Origin of the sequence: Propionigenium maris DSM 9537 (assembly GCF_027925155.1) — a bacterium.
GTDB classification, from domain to species: domain Bacteria; phylum Fusobacteriota; class Fusobacteriia; order Fusobacteriales; family Fusobacteriaceae; genus Propionigenium; species Propionigenium maris.
In genome coordinates this window covers 101,205-123,409 of record NZ_BSDY01000010.1, presented here as the reverse complement: position 1 = coordinate 123,409, position 22,205 = coordinate 101,205, and the positions used below count along the sequence as shown (strand labels likewise).

The 22,205-nt window shown below is 43.3% G+C and carries 16 protein-coding genes, 2 tRNA genes and 3 riboswitches; of the genes, 5 read left to right on the top strand and 13 right to left on the bottom strand.

The window, feature by feature from the left end:
* Positions 1 to 84: 84 nt before the first annotated feature.
* From QMG11_RS11800 to QMG11_RS11790, 3 genes are read right to left on the bottom strand one after another with little or no spacing between them, the layout of a single operon-like run.
* Positions 85 to 762: a HesA/MoeB/ThiF family protein gene (locus QMG11_RS11800; protein ID WP_281836207.1), complete on the bottom strand. Its 678-nt coding sequence runs from the start codon at positions 760 to 762 to the stop codon at positions 85 to 87.
* A gap of 1 nt (position 763) precedes the next feature.
* Entirely contained in the window at positions 764 to 1,015 is a 252-nt protein-coding gene (locus QMG11_RS11795) for a MoaD/ThiS family protein (RefSeq protein WP_281836206.1), read from the bottom strand.
* An 8-nt stretch (positions 1,016 to 1,023) separates the two neighbouring features.
* A complete protein-coding gene (locus QMG11_RS11790) occupies positions 1,024 to 2,748 on the bottom strand; it encodes an aldehyde ferredoxin oxidoreductase family protein (protein WP_281836205.1) in 1,725 nt (574 codons plus the stop codon).
* Positions 2,749 to 2,757: 9 nt separating this feature from the next.
* A riboswitch (molybdenum cofactor riboswitch) is annotated at positions 2,758 to 2,883 on the bottom strand.
* A 275-nt stretch (positions 2,884 to 3,158) separates the two neighbouring features.
* Here QMG11_RS11790 and QMG11_RS11785 point away from each other — a divergent pair.
* From QMG11_RS11785 to sstT, 3 genes are all read left to right on the top strand, one after another.
* A tRNA-Lys gene (locus tag QMG11_RS11785) sits at positions 3,159 to 3,234 on the top strand.
* 200 nt (positions 3,235 to 3,434) lie between these two features.
* Positions 3,435 to 3,518, top strand: a tRNA-Leu gene (locus tag QMG11_RS11780).
* A gap of 517 nt (positions 3,519 to 4,035) precedes the next feature.
* Positions 4,036 to 5,280 (top strand): serine/threonine transporter SstT, encoded by a 1,245-nt coding sequence (gene sstT, locus QMG11_RS11775; protein ID WP_281836204.1) that lies wholly within the window; start codon positions 4,036 to 4,038, stop codon positions 5,278 to 5,280.
* Positions 5,281 to 5,427: 147 nt separating this feature from the next.
* On the opposite strand, the gene purD is transcribed toward sstT, so the two are convergent.
* From purD to QMG11_RS11725, 10 genes are all read right to left on the bottom strand, one after another.
* Positions 5,428 to 6,678 carry a phosphoribosylamine--glycine ligase gene (purD, locus tag QMG11_RS11770; RefSeq protein WP_281836203.1) on the bottom strand — a complete coding sequence of 417 codons (1,251 nt, stop codon included), beginning with the start codon at positions 6,676 to 6,678 and terminating at the stop codon, positions 5,428 to 5,430.
* A gap of 408 nt (positions 6,679 to 7,086) precedes the next feature.
* Entirely contained in the window at positions 7,087 to 8,583 is a 1,497-nt protein-coding gene (purH, locus tag QMG11_RS11765) for a bifunctional phosphoribosylaminoimidazolecarboxamide formyltransferase/IMP cyclohydrolase (RefSeq protein WP_281836202.1), read from the bottom strand.
* Positions 8,584 to 8,830: 247 nt separating this feature from the next.
* Positions 8,831 to 9,397, bottom strand: coding sequence for a phosphoribosylglycinamide formyltransferase (gene purN, locus QMG11_RS11760; RefSeq protein ID WP_281836201.1), 567 nt, complete (start codon positions 9,395 to 9,397; stop codon positions 8,831 to 8,833).
* On the bottom strand, positions 9,385 to 10,383 hold the full coding sequence (gene purM / locus QMG11_RS11755; RefSeq protein WP_281836200.1) for a phosphoribosylformylglycinamidine cyclo-ligase: 999 nt from the start codon (positions 10,381 to 10,383) through the stop codon (positions 9,385 to 9,387). Before purM ends, purN begins: the two co-directional genes overlap by 13 nt.
* A gap of 71 nt (positions 10,384 to 10,454) precedes the next feature.
* Positions 10,455 to 11,876, bottom strand: coding sequence for an amidophosphoribosyltransferase (gene purF / locus QMG11_RS11750; RefSeq protein WP_281836199.1), 1,422 nt, complete (start codon positions 11,874 to 11,876; stop codon positions 10,455 to 10,457).
* A 2-nt stretch (positions 11,877 to 11,878) separates the two neighbouring features.
* Positions 11,879 to 12,586 (bottom strand): phosphoribosylaminoimidazolesuccinocarboxamide synthase, encoded by a 708-nt coding sequence (gene purC / locus QMG11_RS11745; protein ID WP_281836198.1) that lies wholly within the window; start codon positions 12,584 to 12,586, stop codon positions 11,879 to 11,881.
* Positions 12,587 to 12,680: 94 nt separating this feature from the next.
* Positions 12,681 to 13,814: a 5-(carboxyamino)imidazole ribonucleotide synthase gene (gene purK / locus QMG11_RS11740; protein ID WP_281836197.1), complete on the bottom strand. Its 1,134-nt coding sequence runs from the start codon at positions 13,812 to 13,814 to the stop codon at positions 12,681 to 12,683.
* A 16-nt stretch (positions 13,815 to 13,830) separates the two neighbouring features.
* On the bottom strand, positions 13,831 to 14,343 hold the full coding sequence (gene purE / locus QMG11_RS11735) for a 5-(carboxyamino)imidazole ribonucleotide mutase (protein WP_281836196.1): 513 nt from the start codon (positions 14,341 to 14,343) through the stop codon (positions 13,831 to 13,833).
* 200 nt (positions 14,344 to 14,543) lie between these two features.
* On the bottom strand, positions 14,544 to 18,266 hold the full coding sequence (locus QMG11_RS11730; RefSeq protein WP_281836195.1) for a phosphoribosylformylglycinamidine synthase: 3,723 nt from the start codon (positions 18,264 to 18,266) through the stop codon (positions 14,544 to 14,546).
* A 94-nt stretch (positions 18,267 to 18,360) separates the two neighbouring features.
* A riboswitch (purine riboswitch) is annotated at positions 18,361 to 18,458 on the bottom strand.
* 9 nt (positions 18,459 to 18,467) lie between these two features.
* Positions 18,468 to 20,132, bottom strand: coding sequence for a formate--tetrahydrofolate ligase (locus QMG11_RS11725; RefSeq protein ID WP_281836194.1), 1,665 nt, complete (start codon positions 20,130 to 20,132; stop codon positions 18,468 to 18,470).
* Between the two features lie 245 nt (positions 20,133 to 20,377).
* A riboswitch (purine riboswitch) is annotated at positions 20,378 to 20,474 on the bottom strand.
* 398 nt (positions 20,475 to 20,872) lie between these two features.
* On the opposite strand from QMG11_RS11725, the gene QMG11_RS11720 reads away from it, so the two are divergent.
* Complete coding sequence (locus QMG11_RS11720; RefSeq protein WP_281836192.1) at positions 20,873 to 21,076, top strand: hypothetical protein; 204 nt, start codon at positions 20,873 to 20,875, stop codon at positions 21,074 to 21,076.
* 70 nt (positions 21,077 to 21,146) lie between these two features.
* Positions 21,147 to 22,196: a carbamoyl phosphate synthase small subunit gene (locus tag QMG11_RS11715; protein WP_281836190.1), complete on the top strand. Its 1,050-nt coding sequence runs from the start codon at positions 21,147 to 21,149 to the stop codon at positions 22,194 to 22,196.
* Positions 22,197 to 22,205 lie beyond the last annotated feature (9 nt).

The window sequence follows — 22,205 nt, the reverse complement described above, 5'->3', positions numbered from 1 at the left end:
CTGTTAAATACCTTCTACTAAACTGTCCTTTAATACAAATTAAAAGCTGTCATACTGGACAGCTTTTAACCTGGATTAAACACATTATAATAGTTTTAAAGTGGAAAAGCTATTGTTTTCTAAATCAATATAGAGAACCTCTCCCTTTAGTGAATCTCCCTTATTTAGAAGGAGCTTGATTACCTCTCCAGCCTGGATAGAAGCAGCCAGAGCAGGTGTGAAGCTGGGATTTCCCATCTCAGCCTCCACTCCGGCATCTGTATCCCCATAGAGCTTTTCCAATAGGAACTCCCCAGGTCTCACCACAGCAACCTGGGCTATCCAGCCTCCAATGGCCCCATGAACCATAGGAACTTTCATCCTTGTACATGACTCCTCCACTTGCTTCTTCAGGGGGATAGAGTCCAAAGCATCCACTACCACCATGGCCCCCTCTATAATCCTATCCATATTTTCCTCGGATACCCTCTCCTCTAGGACCTCTACCTCTACCAGGGAGTTGATGAGCTTCACCCTCATCTGAGCTTCCCTGGCCTTGGCTCTTCCAAGGTTTTCTTCCGTGGAGAGGAGCTGCCTGTTGAGGTTGCTCTCATCAAAGGTATCGAAATCCACAAGGGTGAGCCTTCCCACCCCTATCCTTGAGAGCATCTCTATGATATAGCCTCCCAGTCCGCCGCAGCCGAGAATTACTACTTTCATCTGAGCTAGTCTCTCCTGTTCCTCCTGGGAGATAAGCTTCTTGTTTCTCAGGTATCTCTCCATCCTATCCCCCTCCCACAGGAGGGAAGAGGGCAACCCTGTCACCCTCGGCAAGGTTCAGGTCAAAGTCCTTCACCCTTCTCCCGTTTACCATGAGTATAAGGGTGGTTTTGTCCTCTACCCCTATCCTGTCCAGAAGGGTGTGGATGGAGGCTGCCGCCGGAAGCTCCACCTCCTTTACCCCTCTGCATTCAGAGGGGAAGAGCTCTCTCAGTGTGGCAAAGAGCCTTACCTCTATAGTTATCTTTCCTCCCATCTATCCTCCTAAAACTCCAGTGTAGTGTCCAGTTCCTCCCCTGTGATATCAAATGTCACATTGTGAGGTGCCAGCTTCTCCTTGAAAAATTCGGGAAGCCTGTCGTGGGACTTTGTAAATCCGGCATTTTTGTTGAACTCCTTCTCCAACTTGAGGATCTCCTGACCAAGAGATACAATCTCCGGAACACCGATCTCAGTATTGTACTTTGCATTTATCATGTGGGCAATCTCTGGAAGAGCTCCGTCGTTGTCCAGGATAGGGAATGCTACAAATAGACAGAGTCCTGTACTGTCCAGAGCAGCTGTAGCTACCTGAAGGTTACGGGAAAGCTCCACCTGTCCCTCCTTCTTCAGTGGATCTATACTACCTCCCACTCCCAGAACATTGGCAGTTACAGAGTATCCTGCAGTGTGGTCAGCTCCCATAGGAGTTGTAGCGTATGTAACTCCGATTCCCTTTACCGATCTTGGATCGTAGGCAGGGATAGCCTGCTTCTTAACCACAGGTACCCTCTCCGTTCCAAAGGCCTGTCCTGTAAAAGCTGCCCCGTTACCTATAATCCTTCCGATTGGAGATCCCTTACCGACTTCCTTGAGGAGCTGGATGGCTCCATCCTTGTCTCCAAGTTCTATATATTTCCCCTCCATAGCAATACCGATGGTCACCCCTGCCTCTATGGTATCTATACCGATATCATCACAGAGTCTGTCCATCATGGCAATGGCATCCAGATCCTTTATATGACAGTGAGCTCCAAAAGCCCAGATAGTTTCATATTCAAATCCCCCTGTGAGGTACTCACCGTTCTTATCGTTGTAGATCTGAGAACACTTCATGATACATCCTGGGTGACATGCGTGGGTAGGGTTACCGTTTCTCTTATTAATCGTTTCATACATAGTTTCCCCACTGATACTCTCAGCAAACTCAAAACGCCCGTCTCTGAAGTTGTCCGTAGGAAGTCCCCCTGCCTCATTTAGGATGTTTACAAGGACAGCTGTTCCATAGGTAGGAAGTCCCTGACCGGATACAGGGTGATCCAGTACCATCTTAGCAAAGGATCTGGAAGCTTTTATAAAGGCATTCCTGTCGTGGTAATTCACCTCATTAATTTTTCCAGGGTCTATAACTATGGCCTTGATCCCCTTGGAGCCCAGTACAGCACCAGTTCCTCCCCTACCGCAGTGTCTTGTAGGGTGACCCTCGGTGTCTGTAACAGCTATGGAAGCTGAGGTCAGCCTCATCTCTCCAGCCTGTCCTAAGGACATAACTGTGGTCTTAGCTCCAAACTTCTCCCTCAGGATATCTCCTACCTCATAGTTCCCCTTCATAGTCAGGTAGTCGGCATCCTCTATGGTGATCCCCTCAGGTGTTATCTTCAGCAGGTTCAGCTCATGTTCCGCAGGTTTATCCTCTATAATGATTGCCTTGTATCCCAGCTTAGCCAGACTCTGGGCTGCAGTTCCTCCTGCGTTACTCTCCTTTATGGTTCCCGTAAGGGGACTCTTGGTTCCTACGCTCAGTCTTCCCGAGCTTGGAGCCATGGTACCCGAAAGAAGTCCCGGAGCAATTACAAGTTTATTGTTTCTTCCCAGGGGATGACAGGTTGGGTCCACCTCATCTGAGATAATTCTCGAGGTAAGCCCCCTTCCTCCCAGTGCCAGATAATCAGCTTTTACATCTTCAAAGGTAACACTTTTGTTTCTCATATTGATACGACAGATCTTCAAAATACATCCCTCCTTAGTAAATAAGCTCCTTTCCAAGCACGGGAGGCAGTTGGGTTTCCTCAGCTACCCATAGGTGTCATTCCCTAGACCGTAAGTTTTATCCTTAGGAATTTTCACTCGGAGATATTCTTTCTCTGGTACTAAATTACCATAACTTTTTTAAATATCAAGGGTGTACCCTAAAAAACACCAGAAGAAAGGGATGGAAATACTAAATTTTTCTACCACCTTACCTCGATCCTGTCTTTCTTAAAAAACCCTTTTGGAGAAAAGTTTTTATGCAAGGATTCCAATAAATAGGGGATGGTAACTTTGGGGAATATAAAAAAAAATTTAAGAAAAAATAAAAAAGTGTTGACTTAATGGGGGGAAATAGGGTATTATACTTCTTGTCCGACGGGACAGCAGATGCGTCACTAGCTCAGTTGGTAGAGCACTCGACTTTTAATCGAGTTGTCACAGGTTCGATCCCTGTGTGACGCACCACTAATAACTCTATAGATTTCTTTGAAAATGAAGTAAATTCATTTTACAAAATCTATGAGTATTGAAACAAATCAGGATTTGTTTCAGAAAGGAATAAAGCGAAAAACTTTAGCCATCGGAAAAGATTTTAATCTTTTCTAACTGACGTAATTTTTAAGAATGATTTTACATCATTCGCCAGAAAATTTGTCAAGTTCTATGCGGGGGTGGCGGAATTGGCAGACGCGCTAGACTTAGGATCTAGTGTCTTTGACGTGGGAGTTCAAGTCTCCCCCTCCGCACCAGTTACTTTATAAAAAGTTTATCGGCTGAAACAAGTTCATCCTCAACTTTTTATAAGTAAAGATAAAACATAACAAAACAAACATTCAAGGGCGATTTAATCGGTCTTTTTTTATTTTATAATTTATATAGGATGTAAGGTTACAAAGTATCTTACTTGAACAAACTTCTTCCCAGCTTTTTATAAGTAAAATTAAAAAAATAAGGCAAATATTCAAGACCGACTTTGTTGGTCTTTTTTTATAACCTAACATTACTTCTGTCTTTTACCCCAAGATCTTTCCTCACTATGCTCATGGCATACAAAATTAACCAGAAGATCAAGGCATCAAACACCTTCCTCTAACGAGCTCTTTCCTAACTATAAAGTCTATACTAATGCCAGTGTCAGCTGCTTCAACTAAAATTATACTGGAAATCTAGAAGGAAAATAGTAGATATATGGATATAAATTAAATTAAAGGCAGCTTACTTTTAAAAGAAAATTTAAAATGTATATTTATTTAAGGGAGGCACTTTATGAGAGACTTGTTAAGTAGATGGAATCAAATGAGCTTAGTCAAAAGGATTGTTGTTGGTTTAATAGTGGGTATTATCTTAGCTGTAGCGCTACCAGACGTAGCAAAACCAGTTGAGTTGCTGGGATCATTATTCGTAGGAGCACTAAAAGCAGTAGCACCTATCTTAGTACTTTTCCTAGTAATGTCAGCAGTATCTCAGCATAAACCTGGTCAAAAAACAAATATGAAATCTGTTATAAGTCTTTATCTTGTGGGAACATTCTTAGCCGGTGTAGTTGCAGTTATGGGAAGTTTCTTATTTCCGGTAACTATCGCTTTAGGAGAAGGAGTGGAAAATGTTGCTCCTCCAAGTGGAGTTAGTGAAGTATTAAAAAAATTATTAATGAATGTTGTAGACAATCCAATCAACGCTCTTGCTAATGCAAATTATATCGGAATATTAGTCTGGGCATTGTTATTAGGGTTGGCATTAAAGCATGCACCAGCTTCTACTAAGACAATGATTACAAACTTTTCAGATGCATTATCTCAGATAGTAAGATGGGTTATTCACTTTGCACCATTTGGTATCATGGGATTAGTGTTTAGCTCAATTGCAACTGGTGGATTAGCTTCATTGTTACAATATGGTAAGTTATTAGGATTATTACTGGGAGCTATGGCATTTATGGCACTGGTAGTAAACCCAGCAATCACATTTGTTATGATAAGACAAAATCCTTATCCATTGGTATTCAGATGCTTAAAACGAAGTGGAATAACAGCTTTCTTCACTAGAAGTTCAGCTGCAAACATCCCGGTAAATATGGAGTTGTGTGAGGAGTTAGGGTTAGATAAAGACATGTATTCAGTATCTATTCCTCTAGGAGCTACTATAAACATGGCAGGAGCTGCAATCACAATATCAGTATTAACACTTGCAGCAGTACACACACTGGGAATCCGTGTAGATATTGGAACGGCTCTTATCTTAAGTATCCTATCGGCAGTAAGTGCCTGTGGAGCATCTGGTGTGGCCGGTGGATCACTCCTTCTTATTCCTTTAGCTTGTAGCTTATTTGGTATTCCAAATGAAGTGGCAATGCAGGTAGTTGGGGTAGGATTCGTTATCGGAGTAATCCAGGATTCAGTGGAGACTGGTCTTAACTCATCAACAGATGCACTATTTACAGCTGTAGCTGAATTTGCAGAATGGAAAAGAGAGGGTAAAGAAATCACTATTAAGAAGGAAGTTAACTTATAAATACTTGCAAGAAACTTTTAAAATGAAAGGATATAGAAGTTTCACAAGAAGCAGAGACCTGTTTTTAAAATCAAAGCTATAGGGCGATACAAATAGAATAAAAAAAGAGAAGGCAATATACCTTCTCTTTTTTATTCTATTGAATTATTAACCTATCTTTCCGATGTCTTTTCTGTAATAGATCTTATCGAAGCTTATATTTCCTATGGAGTCATAGGCTTTACCTCTTGCTTCATCTAAGTCCCTACCCAGGGCTACCACATTCAATACCCTTCCACCATTTGTAAGAAGGCTCTCTCCCTCCTTCTTCACTCCTGCCATAAACACTGTGTCCTCTATATCCTCAGTCCCGGCAATAGTATATCCCTTGTTGTAGCTCTCAGGGTACCCTCCGCTGGCAGCAACTACACAGCAGGCACTTCCACTCTTCCACGAAATCTTTTCTCCGTCTAAATTCCCCTCAAGGGTATCTCTGAATATCTCGTAGAGATCTGTTTCCAGTAGAGGCAGTACTACCTGGGTTTCAGGGTCTCCCATCCTCATATTGTACTCCAGAAGGTAGACCCCTCTCTCATTTATCATAAGCCCGAAGAAGATCACTCCGCAGAAATCCAGCCCCTCTGCTTTTATTCCCTCTAGTGTAGGGTTCAGTATATCCCTTATAAAGGCTTCATTTACATCCTCAGTTACATACGGGTTAGGTGAGATCACTCCCATTCCTCCGGTATTTAAACCAGTTTCTCCCTCCCCTATTTTCTTGTGATCCTTAGCTGAGATAAATGGCACTATTTGCCTGGAGTCGGTCACCGAGAGGATTGAAGCCTCCACTCCCTCTAGGAACTCCTCTATTACAACGGTAGCTCCTGCGCTTCCGAACTTATTCTCCTCCATTATCTCCTCTACAGCTGCCACAGCTTCCGACTTATCTGCACAGATTATTACTCCCTTTCCCGCTGCAAGGCCGCTGGCCTTTACAACTACAGGATACTCACATGCTTCAAGGTAGTTCTTGGCTTCCTTGGGATCTTCAAAGGTTTCATAGGCAGCTGTCTTTACTCCATACTTCTTCATGAACTCCTTGGCGTAGGCCTTGGAACCCTCAAGCATAGCAGCTCTTTTATCTGGACCGAATATAGCAAGCCCGTGCTCCTTAAACCTGTCAACTATCCCCTCTACCAGCATCTCTTCGCTTCCCACAATGGTAAGATCTACCTGATTCTCTCTGGCAAAATTCACAATCTCATCCATGCTCTTTATATCTATATTCTCTGCAACATCCAGCTGCTCCGTCCCTGCATTTCCAGGAGCACAGTATATCTTCTCTATGGTATTATTCTGACTCATCTTCCAGGCAATTGCATGCTCTCTTCCGCCGCTACCTACTACCAATATCTTCATTTTTCCTCCCTTACTTTTGTCTTGAAACAAAAGTAACAAAAATTCAAGGCCTGTTGAAAATCCCTATTCCATAATCGATAAAATATAAAAATATCGTAACTTGAAGAAGAAAAACACTTCTTCTTTAAACAGACGATATTTTTTAAATTTTTTCTTCATATTCCATTTACGATATTTTCAAATGGCCAATATTTAAAAGCTAGAATTCAAACCTCATAAAGGTTTTTTATAATAACCTCATTGAGAAAAAAGCGTGCATTTAATATGCAGTAAAAACTTTTGAAAATGTCGACTGTTTGAGCAAAGCGAGTTTCGATTTTTTCAAAGTTTTTCAATTATTAAATAGCTTTTTTCTCACAGAGGCTCCCTTTCTTGTTTCGTTCTTTGGGTGAGCAAAGAATGAATGAATTAGTGTTTGAAGTGCCTCATCCCAGTCATCACCATAGAGATACCGTGCTCATTGCAGGCATCTACAGATTCCTGATCCCTCATAGATCCTCCAGGCTGAATTATAGCACTTATCTTGGCCTTAGCACACTCATCCACAACATCTCTGAATGGGAAGAAGGCGTCTGAAGCAAGTACTGCTCCGTCCTCTGCTCTTTCAATCGCCTGCTTGGTAGCCCAGATTCTGTTTGTCTCCCCAGTACCTACTCCCTTGGCCATTCCGTCCTTCACCACTACGATTGCATTGGATTTTACGTGTTTTACTACCTTCATTCCAAATACCATATTATCCATCTCTTCCTTGGATGGCTCCTTCTCAGTGACTACACTCATATCTGTAGAGAAGGCATGATCTGCATCCTGTACCAGGATACCACCGTCTACCTTTACATACTCCAACTTATCCACTGGAGCCTGCTTGGCCTCTATTACCCTTAGGTTCTTCTTCCCTTTCAGTATCTCAAGAGCCTCATCTGTAAATGATGGTGCGATTACTATCTCTAGGAATGTTTTAAGAAGCTCAGTAGCTGTTGCAGCGTCCACTGCTCTGTTAAATGCTACGATCCCCCCAAAGATTGAAACTGGATCACAGCTGTGGGCTTTATTATAGGCTTCCAGTACCGTCTCACCCACTGCCACACCACATGGAGTAGAGTGCTTTAGTCCGCAGCATGCTGTCTCGGTAAACTCATTTGCCACCTTCCATGCCACATCCATATCCCTTATATTGTTAAATGAAAGCTCCTTACCATTCAGCTGCTTAAAGTCCTTCATAGCTCCCTTTTCAGTTGTAGAAACATAGTATGCAGACTTCTGATGAGGGTTCTCCCCGTATCTGAGATCCATCATCTTTTCATAGGAAACATTCAGGTACTTAGGCATCTCTCCCTCTAAAAGGAAGTTAGAGATTGCTGCATCATAGGCTGCTGTAAGGTTGAATACCTTTCCTGCTAACCTCTTTCTTGTAGCAAAGGAGATCTCATTTGATCCCTTAAGCTCATCCATTACCACACTATAATCAGCTGTCTCAGTGATTACAGCTACATCCTTAAATGACTTCGCTGCTGATCTGAGCATTGTAGGTCCGCCGATATCGATAAACTCTACCTTCTGCTCAAAGGTAATATCGTTTTGTACCTCATCGAAGAACGGATATAGATTAACTATTACCATATCGATAGTTCCTATCTTTCTTGCTTCCAGTGTTTCCATATGTTCCTTATTGTCTCTTATGGCAAGGATACCACCGTGGATTACAGGGTGAAGTGTCTTTACCCTTCCGTCCAGCATCTCTGGTGCATTGGTAACTTCTACTACCTCAGTTACAGCGACATTATTTTCCACAAGGTGTCTGTATGTTCCCCCGGTAGATACTATCTCTACCCCTCTATCTATTAAAAATTCAGCAAATTCAACTATCCCAGTTTTATCGTAGACTGAAATTAACGCTCTCTTCATTTTCTTCTCCTTATCTGCTAGATTAGACTTCTTCATACCTTTAATACTTCCCCAGAATCCAATTTCCCACAAACTCCTTCCTCAAACCTACCTAAACCCATTCATCTCAGAAGATCTATATGAAACTGCAGGCCCGGGTTAATCATTTTTTCAGGTTTTAGGTTTTAGGATTTTTAATTAACTTTATCTCATTAGGTTTTAGGAGTTTTATTCAATAAAGTTTTTTAGGCCTGCAGTTCCAAGCAATTTAGTGTGCCATGGCTATATTCTTAATAGCCTGTGGCAGCAGCCTGTGCTCCAAGGTGAGCACCCTTTTCTGAAGATCTTCCGGAGTGTCGTTAGGTTTTACCTCTACCCTCTCCTGAAAGATTATCTCTCCTGTATCTACACCGGCATCCACATAGTGAACGGTACACCCGCTCTCTCTTTCACCGGCCTCTACTACAGCCCTGTGTATGTTCATTCCATACATCCCAGGCCCCCCAAACTTTGGAAGTAGCGAAGGGTGGATATTTATGATCCTCCCCTTCCATCTATTTGTAATGTTCTCATCTAAGATAGATAGGAACCCTGCTAATACTATCAGATCTACCCTGTCCCTCAGAACTTCATCCAGCATTTCTGAAAGATTCTTCTTGTAAACTTTTCTGTCCAGGAGCACGCCTTCTATCCCGTGCTCTGCAGCTCTCTCCAGGCCATAGCATCCTCTGTCTGCCACCACCAGCTCTATACTGCACCCTATTTCATCTGCCATATCTATTATCGACTGGAGGTTGCTTCCCCCTCCAGATACTAACACTGCTATCTTAAGCATATTCCCTTCTCTCCTCTTTGAACATAGCCTATTTCAAAAGCTGTCTCTCCAAGGGATTCAAGTTTAGCCAGTACTCCATCCCTTTCAGAAGCAGGAACCACCAGTACAAAACCTACCCCCATGTTGAATGTCCCGTACATCTCATCCTCAGGTACTCCCTTTTCTCTGATATAGTCAAATACCGGAAGGGACTTGATCTTTGATTTTTCTACAACTGCTTCATAGCCTTCCCTCATTGTTCTAGGAAGGTTTTCAGGAAGCCCTCCACCGGTGATGTGGGCCATCCCGTGTACAGTGTGCTCCTTCAATACTTCAAGGACCGGCTTCACATATATCTTAGTAGGCTCAAGAAGGATCTCCCCTATCTTCCTACCGTCAAACTCCTCATCTAAATCTGTAAATAACTTTCTTACCAGAGAGAAACCATTGCTGTGCACTCCGCTGGACTGAAGAGCGATAAGTACATCTCCCTCCTCCACTGTGCTTCCATTAATTATCTCATCCTTTTCAACGATACCAACGCTGAATCCTGCAATGTCATAGTCGCCTTCCTTATAGAATCCTGGCATCTCTGCAGTTTCTCCCCCTACAAGGGCTGCTCCCGCTGCCTGACATCCAGCTGCCACTCCAGAGACCATACTGGCTGCCACATCTGCTTCCAGTTTACCGCAGGCCATGTAGTCCAGGAAGAACAGGGGCTTAGCTCCGTGACACAGGATGTCATTTACACACATAGCCACACAGTCGATCCCCACTGTATTATATACTCCAGTTTTAAAAGCTATATCCAGCTTTGTACCTACACCGTCTGTTCCAGAGACCATTACCGGATTTTTATATTGTCCCAGCTCATACAGGGCTCCAAAACTCCCAAGACCATTTAGAACACTGCTGTTATGAGTAGCTGCCACCGACTTCTTCATCAGCTCTACAGCCTTGTATCCCTCTTCCTTATCTACCCCTGCATCTTTATATGAAATTGACATCTTTCCTCCTAAAACCATTTTTATGGATAACTATTGATTTAAACTTTTAACCGATTAAAGCCACACTCTCACTAACACTTCTCAGCCGACATCTCCTCCTGGAAACCCATAGGTGCCTGCACAGGATATGCCCCGTTGAAGCATCCCACACAGCACTCCCTCTTTCCAAGGGAGGCATAGAGGTTTTCCAGAGACAGGAAGTCCAGTGTATCTGCCCCTATAGTCTCAGCCATCTCCTCTATACTCATCCTGCTGGCAAGAAGTTCGCTCCTTGCTGCTGTATCTATCCCAAAGAAGCACGAGTGCTTTACAGCTGGAGAAGCTGATCTGAAGTGTACCTCCTTTGCTCCGGCTCTTCTGAGCATATCTATAAGCTTCTTGCTGGTTGTTCCCCTTACCAGGGAGTCATCTACCACAACTACCCTCTTACCCTCTATATTAGATTTTAAAGGATTCAGTTTAACCTGTACAGCCCTTTCTCTCAGCTCCTGAGATGGCTTTATAAAGGTTCTTCCTATATACTTATTCTTTATAAGTCCCACACCATATGGTATTCCGCTGGCTTCTGCATAACCTACAGCTGCCGGAACTCCCGAGTCTGGTACACCTATTACTATATCAGCCTCTACCTTCATCTGCTTAGCCAGGAGTTTTCCTCCCTCTACCCTTGCATTATATACATTTATACCGTCTACAATACTGTCTGGTCTGGCAAAATAGATCTGCTCAAAGGAACAAGGAGCATTCTGAGTTTTCTCAGCGTACTTAATGGATTTTACTCCCTCCTCATTGATGATCACCATCTCCCCAGCCTCTATATCCCTTATAAGGGTTGCTCCTACAGAGTCCAGAGCACATGATTCCGATGCCAGGAAGTAGTCCCCTGCTTCATTTTGTCCCAGGCAGAGAGGTCTTATTCCAAGGGGATCCCTTACACCAATAAGCTCGTTGTTGGCTAGGATAACAAGGGCATAGGACCCCTGAATAGCTCCCACTGCACTCTTAACAGCTTCTGCCACACCATTAGCAGCCTTTCTGGCTATCATCTTTATAATTACCTCTGAATCTATGGTAGTGCTGAATGTTGCACCAGTATCCTCTAGAAGATCTCTTATTACCCCTGCATTTACAAGGTTTCCGTTGTGTGCCACAGCTATCTGCCCCAGTTTATAGCTGGACTCAAGGGGCTGGGCATTGGCAAGCTGGCTGGCTCCCTGGGTTGAATACCTCACATGACCAATAGCTGCATTCCCCACGAGACCAGCTAGAGTCTCTGTACTGAAGGCATCGGCCACAAGACCCATACCCTTATGAGTTTTTATCTTCCCGGCATTGGAAACGCTTATTCCTGCGCTCTCCTGTCCCCTGTGCTGAAGGGCATAGAGTCCATAGTATGCCAGACCCGCTACATCCTTTCTTTCATTGGAGTAAACACCAAATACTCCGCACTCCTCTTCCATCTTATCTATATTAAACTTATCCATTGGACACATAGCTACGCCCCCAGTCTCTTTAAGATTTCAATATATGCTTCCTCGATTCCCCCAAGGTCCCTTCTGAACCTGTCCTTATCAAGCTTCTGACCAGTTTCCTTATCCCATAATCTGCATGTATCTGGAGTTATCTCATCTGCAAGAAGCACCTCTCCCTGGCTGTTTCTTCCAAACTCTATCTTGAAGTCAACCAGTGTAATTCCCTCACTGTCAAATGTTGTCTTAAGAAGGTCGTTGATCTGTGCTGTTGTAGCATAGACCTTCTCTAGCTCCTCATATGTAGTAAGTCCCATAGCCACAGCGTGGTGGTCATTGATCAGCGGATCTCCACACTCATCATTTTTATAGCAGATCTCAAAGATCGTAGTTTTTGGAGTAGTTCCCTCCTCAATATGCAGTGTTCTTGCCATAGATCCTGCTATTACATTTCTTACGATTACCTCTAGAGGTATAATCTCAAGCTTTTCACAGAGCTGATCCCTGTCGCTCAATCTTTCCTTGTAGTGAGTTCTTATACCATTTTTTTCAAGCATCTCATATAGAGTAGCTGTGATCTTGTTGTTGATGATTCCTTTATTTTCAATAGTTCCCTTCTTCTCACCATTTCCAGCAGTTGCGTCATCCTTAAAGTGGATTACTACTAGATTCTCATCGGCTGTTGAAAAAACCTGTTTAGCTTTACCTTCATAGACCATTTCTTGCTTTACCATTTTTCTACCTCCAGTTTATTGTCATCGACTGAATCCCATAGCCCCCATCGATGTCAGTCTACCCTCTAAAGTTATTTCAAGGATAAACTATGAGTTAAGAGTTTTCACTGATTACCTTCAGACACTCCCTTGCCTCAAGAGCCTTACTTAGAGCTCCCTCCTGAGTGTTATCCAGTGTTGTAATATGTCCCATCTTTCTAAATGGCTCGGTATCCTTCTTGCCATAGATATGAAGATAAGCACTGTCTACCATCATCATATCCTCCAGGCCGGTTACCTTTACCTTCCCTGTATATCCGTCCTCTCCCAGGATATTTATCATACAGGATGGTGATAAGAGATCGGTACTTCCAAGCTTATAGTTCATCACAGCCCTTATAAACTGCTCATACTGAGATGTCTTGCAGGCTTCTATTGTGTAGTGCCCTGAGTTGTGGGGTCTTGGTGCTACTTCATTTATAAGTATCTCCCCATCCTTAGTTAAAAACATCTCCACTCCGAATATCCCCACGCCGTCCAGTGCTTCTACGCACCTTCTGGCAAGCTCGGTGGCTTTTTCAGATTGTTCCCTGCTTATCCTTGCTGGAGCTATGACTGTATCACAGATATTGGTTCTGTCATCAAATACCATCTCAACCACTGGATATGTATTCATCTGCCCCTGAGAGTTTCTGGCTACCATTACAGCGATCTCCATCTCACACTCTACAAATTCCTCGAAGAAGGTGTCTCCCCCTATGATCTTTTCTACATCTTCTCTGTCCTTTAGAATGAACACTCCCCTTCCGTCATATCCACCCTTACAACTTTTCTGTACAACCGGCAGACCAAACTCCTCTACCAGCTCCTCTATATTTTCCTCTGTTATCCTCTTCCACTTGGAAGTAGGGATTCCTTCTCTGTCTAGAAGCTCCTTCTGCTTCGACTTATCCTGGATAAGCTCTATAACCTTTGAGGAGGGAAATATCTTCTTTCCCTGCTCTTCCAGCTCCTTTAGGACCTCTACATTTATATGTTCTATCTCATAGGTAAGCACATCACACTTAGCTGCTACCTCTTTTATCTTTTCAGTGTCATAGAGACTTCCCACCACATATTCATTTGCTATCTCACTGGCAGGTGAGGGATACTCACTAGTCAGTACACAGGTATGAATATCCATCTTTCTAGCTTCTAGTATGGTCATCTTTCCAAGCTGACCTCCGCCAATTATTCCTAATCTCTTCACCTTATTACTCCCCTGTTTACATGGTCTCTAAATACTTGCTGTACCCTATATTCTCTACCTTCTCAGCCTTAGCCTCTACCTCGGCTTTCATATCTTCCATATAGCTCTTTACAGCTTCCTTTACCATACCATCCTTGATTCCAACCATCTTAGCTGCCAGTATTCCGGCATTCTTGGCTCCGTTTATAGCCACAGTAGCTACAGGTACTCCCCCTGGCATCTGTACGATGGATAGGAGGGAATCTAGTCCGCTCAGGTTAGAGCTCTTTACAGGTACTCCTATCACAGGTAGGTGGGTTATGGCTGCTACCATCCCTGGAAGGTGGGCTGCTCCCCCTGCTCCTGCGATGATTACATCGATTCCTCTCTCATCAGCAGTCCTTGCATATTCATACATCCTGTCTACAGTTCTGTGGGCAGATACCACTGTGAGCTCAAACTCCACTCCAAGTTCCTCTAGTATCTTAGCTGCTGCACTCATTACTGGAAGATCCGAATCCGATCCCATTATTATTCCAATTTTCGCCATTTTCTTCTCCTCACTATTTAAATCGACCATTTGAAAATCTTGTAAATGGAATACCAAGGAGAAAATCTTGAAAAATACTCGTGGACTTTCCCGAAAATTTATCAGTCCATACGATTTTTTCAGATTTTCTTTGGTATAAAATAGAGATTTTTAATAGGTCTTGAACTTTAGGTACCTTTTTTTCAAGAGAAAGGTACGAATTACTTCCCTGTAAAGTATCTTACTCCGTTTTCAAAGATCTTCTGTTCCTTCTCCCCTATGATGTTCTTATAGAGGTTCTCTCCCACTCTTTCCGAGTGTCCCATCTTACCAAGGATCCTTCCGTCTAGGGAGGTGATACCCTCGATAGCCATGACAGATCCGTTTGGATTGTGCCTGAACTCAGTAGTAGGCTTTCCGTCAAAGTTTACATACTGGGTAGCTACCTGACCATTTTTGAATAGCTCCTCCACTACCTCTGGACTTGCCACAAATCTTCCCTCTCCGTGGGATACAGCTATCTGGTGCTCCGATCCCAGCTCTATTCCGTTTAGCCACGGAGATTTATTTGATACCACCTTGGTAGTAACCATCTGGGAGATGTGTCTTCCGATACTATTAAATGTAAGGGTAGGTGAATCCTCTCCCACAGTTCCCACCCTTCCATATGGAAGAAGTCCCGATTTGATAAGTGCCTGGAATCCGTTACAAATTCCTAAAATTAATCCGTCTCTCTTTAGGAACTCGTTGATTGCCTCTGCTACCTTGGGATTATTCAGTACCGTTGCGATAAACTTGCCAGATCCGTCTGGCTCATCCCCTGCACTGAATCCTCCTGGGAACATAAGTATCTGAGACTGAGATATATTAGCCACCATCTCCTCTATGGAATCATCTATATCCTTCTGGCTCTGATTTCTAAAAGTCATTGTAACAGCCTCTGCTCCTGCTTTTTCAAAGGCCCTCATGGAGTCATACTCACAGTTTGTTCCAGGGAAGGCAGGTACAAATACCCTTGGAGTTTCTATTGCCTCTCTTGGAGCCACTACCTTCTCTGTATGGTAACCTGCAAACTCATACTCCTCATTTTCATTCTTTATAGTATGTGGGAAGATTGTATCCAGCTTCCCTAGCCATATCTTTTCCATCTCTCCCAGGTCTACAACAGTGTCGCCGGCGACAATTTTTGCCTCCTCAGTTGTCTCTCCTAGAAGGATAAGGTTGCCTCCAGTGAACTCCCCTGCTGTTTCAACTACAAAGGAACCGTAAGATAGCTTAAATAGCTCCTCATCTGAAGTTATCTTAACTCCGATTCTATTTCCAAGGGTCATCTTAGCTATAGTTTCAGCTATTCCACCCTTCTTTATAGTACTTGCTGATATTATCTTTCCATTCTTTATATTCTCATGGATGAACTCAAATGTTGACTTCAGCTCCTCCACATTAGGCATGAGGTCCTCTCTCATATTGTGCTTTACAAGGTAGATCCTGTTTCCAGATCCTTTAAGTTCCGGTGATACCACCTCACTTGCCTTTACTGGTGCCACTGCAAAGGAGATAAGTGTTGGCGGCACGTGAAGTTCATTGAATGTTCCGCTCATAGAGTCCTTTCCACCGATTGCTGCCAGCTCAAACTGCTTCTGTGCAAAGAGGGTACCAAGTAGTGCCGAGAATGGTTTACCCCAGTTTACCGGGTCATTCCCAAGCTTTCTGAAGTACTCCTGGAAGGACATCCTGATCTTCCTGTAGTCTCCCCCTGCTGCCACTATCTTAGCCAGGGACTCCACAACTGCATAGGCTCCCCCGTGGAATGGTGACCAAGAGGAAAGGTCTGGGTCAAATCCCCATGAGATAGCTGAAGCTGTATCCGTCTCTCCCTTTAATAGAGGAAGCTTCTGGATGCTCAGATCCGTTGGAGTCATCTGATACTTCCCTCCAAATGGCATTAATACCGTAGTAGCTCCGATGGAGGAATCAAACATCTCCATAAGGCCCTTCTGGGAAGCTACATTTAGAGATCCCATCATATCCAGCCATCTGTTGTCGCTCTCTGTAAACAGTTCTTTTTCTAGTGGTGAAGTTCCCACAGGCTCCTCTACCTCTACCTCATTCTCTCCCATTACTCCGTTGGTATCCAAGAAGTCTCTGCAGAGGTCCACTACCCTCTGTCCCCTCCACAGGATCTCCAGTCTGTTTCTGTCGGTAACTTCTGCAACCTCTGTTGCCAGTAGATTTTCCTGTTCAGCCAGAGCTATAAACTTTTCTCTGTCCTTTGCCTCTATTACAACTGCCATCCTCTCCTGTGACTCTGAGATAGCAAGTTCCGTTCCATTTAATCCTGCATACTTTGTTGGTACTACATCCAGATTTACCTCAAGTCCCGGTGCAAGCTCTCCAATTGCTACAGATACTCCCCCTGCACCAAAGTCGTTACACTTCTTGATAAGCTTGGTAACCTCAGGTTTTCTGAATAGCTTCTGGATCTTTCTCTCCTCTGGGGCATTCCCCTTCTGTACCTCTGCTCCGCATGTAGCCAGAGAGTCATCTGTATGCTCCTTGGATGATCCTGTAGCTCCACCGCATCCATCTCTTCCAGTCTTTCCTCCCAGAAGGATAACGATATCTCCTGCTGCTGGTGACTCTCTTCTTACCCACTCTGCAGGTACAGCACCAACTACAGCTCCTACCTCCATCCTCTTAGCCTTGTATCCCTCGTGATAGATCTCAGCTACGTGTCCGGTAGTCAACCCTATCTGGTTTCCATAGGATGCATATCCGTGAGCTGCTTCCCTTGTTATCTTCTTCTGAGGAAGCTTACCAGGGATTGTATCCTCTAGCTTCTCCAGTGGATTAGCTGCTCCCGTTACTCTGATTGCCTGGTATACATAGGATCTTCCAGATAGAGGGTCTCTTATTGCTCCCCCAAGACATGTGGAAGCTCCTCCAAAGGGCTCTATCTCTGTAGGGTGGTTGTGGGTCTCATTCTTAAACATAAGAAGCCACTTTTCAGTTTCACCATCTACATCTACATCTATATAAACGGAGCAGGCATTTATCTCCTCTGATATTTCAAGGTCATCCAGCCTTCCCGTCTTCTTTAACTCCTTACCGCTTATAGTTGCCATATCCATAAGGGAGATGTACTTCTTCTCTAACCTCTCACCGTGGACTACCTCTCTGCTCTTAAGATACTCATCAAAGGTCTCCTGAAGGACCTCTTCAAACCTTCCCTTGGGAAGGATTATGTTAGTCAGTTTTGTCTCAAATGTTGTATGTCTGCAGTGGTCCGACCAGTAGGTATCCAGCACCTTTATCTCAGTCTCTGTAGGATCTCTGTCCTCTGTATCTCTGAAATACTTCTGTACATGGAGAAGATCTGCCACTGTCATAGCCAGCCCCTCAGCTCCTCTGAAGCTCTCCATCTCATCCTCTGTAAGATCTGTGAACCCCTCTAGAACAGGAACCTCCTTGGGAGCCTCTATACTCTCAACCTGAAGCTTAGCCAGGTCCTTTTCCCTCATCTCCACAGGGTTGATATAGAACTTCTTTATCCTTTCAAGATCGGTATCTGCAACCTCTCCCTCAAGGATAATCAGCTTACCGCTTGTCACCACTACCTCTGAGTTGGCATCGGATACCAGGTTCAGACACTGCATAGCTGAGTCTGCTCTCTGATCAAACTGCCCTGGAAGGTACTCTGCTGCGAAGTATCTCCCCTCCTTAAGCTCCACCTCATCGTAGATTAGGTCTGTAGGTGCTTCTGCAAATACAAGCTTCTTGGCTTTTTCAAGCTCATCCTCATTTATATTAAATAGATCATAGCAGTTAAGGATTCTGACATTGGACAACCCCTTAAGCCCAAGACCTTCCCTCAACTCTCCAAATAAACCCTTAGCTTCTACATCGAAGCCGTTTTTTTTCTCCACATAGATACGATAGTTCATTCTTCCTCCTAAAACCCTTTTTTTATAATAAAAAACGCTCAAATACTTTTCAAAGTGAAAGTATTTGAGCGATAAAACTCAATCTGGGTATAGTTACCCCTCTACCTTCACCTATAGCGTGACATTTACGGCGTCACGTAGAAACTCCCAACCATATTATGGGTATATATAAGTGATTATATCAATCTTTTGTGTTTTTTATTAGAATAATCCAGTTATCTTTCCGTTCTCATCTATATCGATAAGCTCTGCCGCCGGTTTCTTAGGCAGTCCAGGCATATCTATAATGTTTCCAGCCATAGCTACTACAAATCCTGCTCCAGCTGATAGTCTCAGCTCATTGATATTTACTGTAAACCCGCTAGGTCTTCCCAGAAGGTGTGCATTGTCTGAGATGGATTTCTGAGTCTTGGACATACACACTGGAAGGTTGTTGTAACCAAAGTCCTCCAGAGTCTTTAGCATCTTCTTAGCCTTAGCTGAGAAGGTTACTCCGTCAGCACCGTAGATCTCCTTGGCGATCTTTTCGATCTTTTCAGCCACTGGAAGGTCCAGCTCATAGAGTGGAGTATAGTTGTCCTCCTCCTTCTCTATCTCAGAAAGTACCATCTGGGCAAGCTCCTCTCCCCCTGCTCCTCCGTTAGCCCATACATCACATAGGGCTACTGGTACTCCGTGCTCTCCGCATCTCTCTCTTATTAGGTCAAACTCTGCATCTGTATCTGTAAGGAATCTGTTCATTGCCACTACCACAGGCAGGTTGAACTTCTTCATATTTTCTATATGCTTATCCAGGTTGGCAAGTCCAGCAGAAAGAGCTCCCAGGTTCTCCTCCCCTAGCTCCCTTGCTCCCCCGTGGTGCTTAAGAGCTCTTACAGTAGCCACTATGACCACTGCATTTGGTGTTATCCCTGCTTCCCTGCACTTTATATCCAGGAACTTTTCCGCTCCCAGGTCAGCTGCAAATCCAGCCTCAGTTACAGTGTAGTCGGATAACTTAAGAGCCAGCTTGGTAGCCATTACCGAGTTACATCCGTGGGCGATATTTGCAAATGGCCCACCGTGGATAAATACCGGGGTATTTTCCAGAGTCTGTACCAGGTTTGGCTTGATTGCTTCCTTAAGAAGGGCCGCTACAGCTCCCTCTACCTTCAGGTCAGCTACTCTTACAAGATCTCCTCCCCTTGTGTATCCAAGAACCATCTTGGAGATCCTCTCCTTAAGGTCTGCCAGGGAGTTTGCCAGACAAAGGGCAGCCATTATCTCTGAAGCCACTGTTATCTGGAAGGAATCCTGTCTAGGGATTCCGCTTGGGGAACCTCCCATTCCTACTACTATATTTCTAAGAGTTCTGTCGTTCATATCCATAACTCTCTTCCATGTTATCTTTGTTACATCTATATCCAGGTCGTTCCCCTGCTTGATGTGGTTGTCCAGGCAAGCTGAGATTAGGTTGTGTGCCACTCCGATGGCATGAAGGTCCCCTGTAAAGTGAAGGTTTATATCCTCCATTGGAATTACCTGGGAGTGCCCTCCCCCTGTAGCTCCCCCCTTGATACCGAATACCGGTCCTAGAGATGGTTCTCTAAGAGCTGCTATGGAGTTCTTACCAAGTCTGTTCAGCGCCTGAGTAAGTCCCACACTTACAGTGGACTTCCCCTCTCCAGCTGGAGTAGGAGTGATTGCAGTTACAAGGATTAGTTTACCATCCTTCTTGTCCTCTAGTCTCTTAAGAAGGTTTGAATCAACCTTCGCCTTATACTTTCCATATTGGTCATAGTCATCTTCACTAAGTCCAATCTTAGCTGCGATCTCACTGATCTTCAGCATCTTCGCTTCCTGAGCGATTTGAATATCCGTTTTCATTAAGTAACCCCTCCTAACCAATATCTTAAAATATAAAAAGGCCTAAGTACACACTAATTCCAGATTAGACTATACTTAGACCCTCTTATAAAAGATATCTTTTCTACTTTAATTACAGATTTTTTCATCGGTATATAAAACATTGATCTCTCCTTAATTATAAGAACGCTAAGTAAATTGACACTACAGTTAAACTACATACTATAAAAATGAAGTAAACTAAAAATCAATAAAACAGCTTCGACCTCTGCTCATACCTCATCTATAGTAGTTAATTTACGGTTAACTGTAGAGACGTCAGGCCCATTCCTGACATATATAAATGACACTGCTATTCTTTTGTGGTGTAACATCTCTGCTACATCCTCAATGTATCATAATTGAAATTTCTTGTCAAAAGTTTTTTTCATAGGCTTTTTTAGAGAAGTTTTTAACATTAAATTAACCTTATATTTTAATATTTTCGTATAATTTTTATGGATTTTTTTCCATGGAACACCACATTTTTTTGGTACCTTTTATATGAGGCCCTCCTCTTGAAAACATCTCTATCACCCCTGTAAACACTAGTCCTTTTAAAAATACTTTTTTCACTTTATGGACAAGTTAACATCTTAAATCTCATATTAGTACACTCCCTGAAAAATAATAGTTGGAAATATTCATTGACTTTTATTTTGTTCATTGTTATAATCCTTCTTAGAAATTTTAGCAAGGATATGAGGAGGCGAGTGGTAACTATGAAGAAGAAAAGATCGTTAAAACCTAAATTAACTATTCCATCTCCAATGTTATTACTATTTATTGTTTCTATTCTATCTATATTCCAGAGGCTCCTGAGTGGCTTCATTCTTGCTGTTGATGTTACTAATTTCTATATTTTGAATTTTTCAAATGATACATTTGATTTTAATAGTTGTTATATTTATGGGAATAAAGACTAATTGATTTATTAGTCCTTATTCCTTTTTTTATAGGTAAAAATAATTTAATTATATTAAGGAGGATCAACTTATGAAAGCTAAGCTGATACTGGAGAATGGTATGGCCTTTGAGGGGAAAGCATTTGGTTATTTAAAGGAGAGTGTAGGTGAGCTGGTATTCAACACAGGAATGACTGGTTACCAGGAGCTACTTACAGACCCTTCCTACTACGGACAGATCGTTGTTATGACCTACCCTCTTATGGGGAACTACGGAATAAACCTGGAGGACCTGGAGTCCGACGGAGTAAAGGTAAGGGGATTTGTAATCAAGGAAGATGCAAAACTTCCAAACAACTTCAGATGTGAGCTTACTCTAGACGGTTACCTGAAACAGCACAAGGTAATGGGATTCAAGGGTGTAGACACAAGACACCTTACTAAGATCATAAGAGAAAATGGTTCCATGAGAGCTATCATCACCACAGAGGACCTTACTCAAAAGGAGCTAAAGGAGAAGTTCAACTCCTTCTGCAACAAGAATGCAGTAGCTACTGTAAGCTGCGAGGAGAAGTACCACATCCCTGGAGAGGGGAAGAAGATCGGAGTTCTGGACTTCGGTGTAAAGAGAAATATCCTTAGATCCTTCGAAGCAAGGGGATGCGACATCACAGTATTCCCATTTGGAACCACTGCTGAGGAGATCCTAGACCACGATCTAGACGCAATCTTCCTGTCAAACGGACCTGGAGATCCCGCTGACCTTACAGAGACTATCGAGGAGATCAAGAAGATGGTAGGAAAACTTCCTATTATCGGTATCTGCCTTGGACACCAGCTTCTTGCATGGGCCCTGGGAGGATCTACAGCTAAGCTGAAGTATGGTCACAGAGGATGTAACCACCCGGTAAAGGACCTTACCAAGAATAAGATCTTCATCACATCTCAGAACCACGGATATGTAATCGACAAGATGCCTGAGTGTATGGAGGTTACCCACGTAAACCTAAACGACAACTCTATCGAGGGAATGATGAGCAGAGATCTTAAGATCCTTTGTGTACAATACCACCCAGAGGCATGGCCTGGACCAAAGGACTCGGGATACATCTTCGATGACTTCCTGGAGTTAATCGGATAGTAGGATTAA

Bases quoted from the DNA above. Each gene is read 5' to 3' on its own strand.
- QMG11_RS11800 (WP_281836207.1), bottom strand. From the start codon at position 762: ATGGAGAGATACCTGAGAAACAAGAAGCTTATCTCCCAGGAGGAACAG.
- QMG11_RS11795 (WP_281836206.1), bottom strand. From the start codon at position 1,015: ATGGGAGGAAAGATAACTATAGAGGTAAGGCTCTTTGCCACACTGAGA.
- sstT (WP_281836204.1), top strand. From the start codon at position 4,036: ATGAGAGACTTGTTAAGTAGATGGAATCAAATGAGCTTAGTCAAAAGG.
- purD (WP_281836203.1), bottom strand. From the start codon at position 6,678: ATGAAGATATTGGTAGTAGGTAGCGGCGGAAGAGAGCATGCAATTGCC.
- purH (WP_281836202.1), bottom strand. From the start codon at position 8,583: ATGAAGAGAGCGTTAATTTCAGTCTACGATAAAACTGGGATAGTTGAA.
- purN (WP_281836201.1), bottom strand. From the start codon at position 9,397: ATGCTTAAGATAGCAGTGTTAGTATCTGGAGGGGGAAGCAACCTCCAG.
- purM (WP_281836200.1), bottom strand. From the start codon at position 10,383: ATGTCAATTTCATATAAAGATGCAGGGGTAGATAAGGAAGAGGGATAC.
- purF (WP_281836199.1), bottom strand. From the start codon at position 11,876: ATGTGTCCAATGGATAAGTTTAATATAGATAAGATGGAAGAGGAGTGC.
- purC (WP_281836198.1), bottom strand. From the start codon at position 12,586: ATGGTAAAGCAAGAAATGGTCTATGAAGGTAAAGCTAAACAGGTTTTT.
- purE (WP_281836196.1), bottom strand. From the start codon at position 14,343: ATGGCGAAAATTGGAATAATAATGGGATCGGATTCGGATCTTCCAGTA.
- QMG11_RS11730 (WP_281836195.1), bottom strand. From the start codon at position 18,266: ATGAACTATCGTATCTATGTGGAGAAAAAAAACGGCTTCGATGTAGAA.
- QMG11_RS11725 (WP_281836194.1), bottom strand. From the start codon at position 20,132: ATGAAAACGGATATTCAAATCGCTCAGGAAGCGAAGATGCTGAAGATC.
- QMG11_RS11720 (WP_281836192.1), top strand. From the start codon at position 20,873: ATGAAGAAGAAAAGATCGTTAAAACCTAAATTAACTATTCCATCTCCA.
- QMG11_RS11715 (WP_281836190.1), top strand. From the start codon at position 21,147: ATGAAAGCTAAGCTGATACTGGAGAATGGTATGGCCTTTGAGGGGAAA.